Origin of the sequence: Paracoccus caeni (assembly GCF_016629665.1) — a bacterium.
Classification (GTDB): Bacteria; Pseudomonadota; Alphaproteobacteria; order Rhodobacterales; family Rhodobacteraceae; genus Paracoccus; species Paracoccus caeni.
This window is the reverse complement of the sequence record NZ_JAEPRQ010000020.1, coordinates 1-2,842: the sequence shown is the minus strand read 5'-3', so window position 1 is coordinate 2,842 and position 2,842 is coordinate 1. Positions and strand designations below refer to the sequence as shown.

Annotated in this window: 2 protein-coding genes; both read right to left on the bottom strand. The window is 56.4% G+C overall.

The window, feature by feature from the left end; all coding sequences use genetic code 11:
* Window positions 1-459 precede the first annotated feature (459 nt).
* Complete coding sequence (locus JJJ17_RS20200; protein ID WP_200689702.1) at window positions 460-1,122, bottom strand: hypothetical protein; 663 nt, start codon at window positions 1,120-1,122, stop codon at window positions 460-462.
* Entirely contained in the window at window positions 1,119-2,654 is a 1,536-nt protein-coding gene (locus JJJ17_RS20195) for a restriction endonuclease (RefSeq protein WP_200689700.1), read from the bottom strand. The genes JJJ17_RS20200 and JJJ17_RS20195 overlap by 4 nt, the downstream gene beginning before the upstream one ends.
* Between the last annotated feature and the right edge of the window lie 188 nt (window positions 2,655-2,842).

Sequence of the window (2,842 nt, the reverse complement as noted above, 5' to 3'; positions counted from 1 at the left end):
ACTCCGCCAATTCCAACGACCTTGGGCATGAAATCCTCTATTTATTTATTTATCACTGGCGATCTAACGCACGAACCCTAAGGGCTGCGACAACTCTACAATATTGCGCTGGCACTGTCACTTGGATGGTAAGGTAGCAGAGGCAATCATCAACCAACAACCAGGACGAGGTGAACGTCCGCTTTGGGCTCTTCGCGCCGATTGCGGCACTGCCGTTGACCGAGCCCGCGCGATTGCGGACAATACCCGGAGCTGTCCAGAAAAGGAGTACGACGCGCGTGAGCGAGATAGTTAAAGCATCAATTGTTCTCGGCGGGTCTATCATTTTGGCCGTGCTGATCGTGACGGCTACCTCGCCCTCGGCTCGTTGTGTTTTAGCGGGTCATAGATGGGTACCACAGCACGGATGCGACACGTTTCGTTTCCAAGAATGAGAATCCATTAAAGGAGGCCAAGCCGCTATTCAGAAAACTCTGACAAGATCAGATCGGAGATGGCGCGTCGGTCATCGACGCGCAGAATATCGCCGTGCGGGTCATACACCGGGAAGCACACGCTGCCGTTCTCCGCGTTTACGATCGGCCTGACCTGGTAGGAGTTCGGAGGTGATACCCGCTCGCAGGAGAGGTCGCACCTGCCATCCGACCCTTCAACCATGACCGCAGAGAGGATGGTGTCTGGCCGTGCCGCTTGATGAATTTGAACGTCTTGCTTCGCGAGCATCATGCGAACCGCGCCGATGCGATCCACAAGGACGGTCATACTCTTCCTGAGGTTTGACCCCTCTGTGGTCTTATTTCTGGTAGCCCTCAGCATTTCTCCGACGCTAACGATCCAATACCGGGTCAGCTGGATCTGCATCCTGGTCCGGCTGTGTGGGTGGCTCGGCTCGCCGGTCATGCGGATATAGGCGGCTTGCTCATCTTCCATCTGCCGGAGGAGTAGGTCAAAATAGACATCGCCATCGCCAGCATCATGAGCAATGCCATCGCCCCGTATTTCCTCGAGCCGACGCTGAACGACTCGCCAATTTGCATGATATTCGACCTGAGCCTGGTATGCGCCACTGAAGCCCACTTCCAGCAGTTGGGCAGGCGAGGCGTCCTGAATCTTCTCGATCATCCCTGCATCTTCTTCGAGATCTTGCCTGTCAGGCCCATATCCTTCCGAGCCTGCGCAATATCGATCCTTGCGCGCATCCCATGCTTCTCAAGTAACCCAAGCAGCTGCCCGCCATTTAGGAGGGTGAGGGGCTTATCCTTGGCAAACTTGTGGGCATCGGGCCCAAAGTCCGCGGTCGTGACGAGGATCCCTCGGGAAGCGCCCTCCGACTGGGCGGTGCCATAGAGATCGCGCACCGCGCTGACACCGACCGGTCGGGTATAGCGCTTCGCTTGGATGACGATCTTGCCTCCGGTGATAGGATCAGGATCGAAGGCAATAGCGTCAACGCCGCCGTCAGCTGACGACTGCGTTACCTTCACTTCGCCGCCACGCGCCGCGAACTCCTTGTCAAAGACCTGGCGGACCAGGTGCTCGAAATCTTCCCAGCTCATGGCGGCCAAGTTGACCGACCCGTCGTCGATCAGCTCCACATCTTCGGCTTTGATGAACCTGCGATCCTGCTTGTTGAACGTCAGCACCGGCGGAACTGCAGCCAGGCCGGCCAAGCTTGAAGCGGATACGCCCTTAAGGGCTTTGAAGCAGGCTTTCGGCTCGACATGCTTGAGATCAATATCAGCGATCTCATCGCGCGTAACCAAGATCGAAAGGATGGTTTCCGTCGACCTCTTCCCTGTCGCGGCATTCACGGCCTCGACATTGCCATTGAACGCGATGGAGTCGATGTTCCGAGGCTTGTCGCCGCGGAACGTGTCGCTGATTGTGCGTAGGCAGACTTGGTAGCACATGCTGTCGTAAAGGGCCCGCGCGTCGGCTTGAGAGATTTGAGCCATGGAAAACTCGCCCGACGTTGCGTTGTATCGCACGGTTTTCGTTGTTGGCATGTCCGATGGAAGGGGGAGGCGATAATCGATCATAAGCAGCTTCGACGGCCCGTCGAACCGAAGCTCCACCCGCGGTGACAAGGGTGGGGGATGATCTGACATCTTCATGACGGCCGCCACATAATGAACTACAGTTTCCACCTCGCCGGACTGCCACGCCTTCTTGATGTCCCGGATCTTCTGGTTTGTCCTTTCAACGCGTGCCGCCTCGGCCGCTTCAGCCTTTTCCTGATCAGCTTCGTGCTTTGATCGGCGATCTTCCCAGGCTTTGATCGCGGTCTCATGCCTGCGGTCTTCCTCGGCATTCTCAGCTTCAACCCGGGCGCACCGGTCGAGATAGTCCTGCTCGATCTTTGCTGCTCGACCTGGTAGTCGGTCAAGGAGCCCAAGGAGCGGCCGGGAAGGCTTCGGCTCATGATGTTCCTTCACCGGCCTCTTCTCACGGAACTTCTTCGCTTTGAAAGATGGGGTCTCTTCGGCGCCCATCCACTCCGACATTTCCTTGATCGTGGGTGATTTCTGCAAAAGCGTTGATAGAGCTTGGCGCTCGGCGGCATATTGGCGGGTGAGATTAAGCGCCTTACCTCGCTGTCGCTCGGTATTAAATTTTTCCATGCCGGGAAGTCGGAATAGCTTGTCTATGGGCATATGGACCTGACTCTATATCTTTGGTCAAGAAGACCACTCATCACGCGGCCGTGTCCAGCCGGAATAAGCGCAACCTCACACCCAAGGGCTGCGCGTGCTGTGTCGCACTCCGCGTGAATATCAAAAAACAGATGGATACAGCACTATTGAACGAACCCATGCATCGTCCCGCATGACTATAGTCTTGT

Excerpts from the sequence above, each read along its gene's own strand:
- JJJ17_RS20200 (WP_200689702.1), bottom strand. The coding sequence starts at position 1,122 with ATGATCGAGAAGATTCAGGACGCCTCGCCTGCCCAACTGCTGGAAGTG.
- JJJ17_RS20195 (WP_200689700.1), bottom strand. The coding sequence starts at position 2,654 with ATGCCCATAGACAAGCTATTCCGACTTCCCGGCATGGAAAAATTTAAT.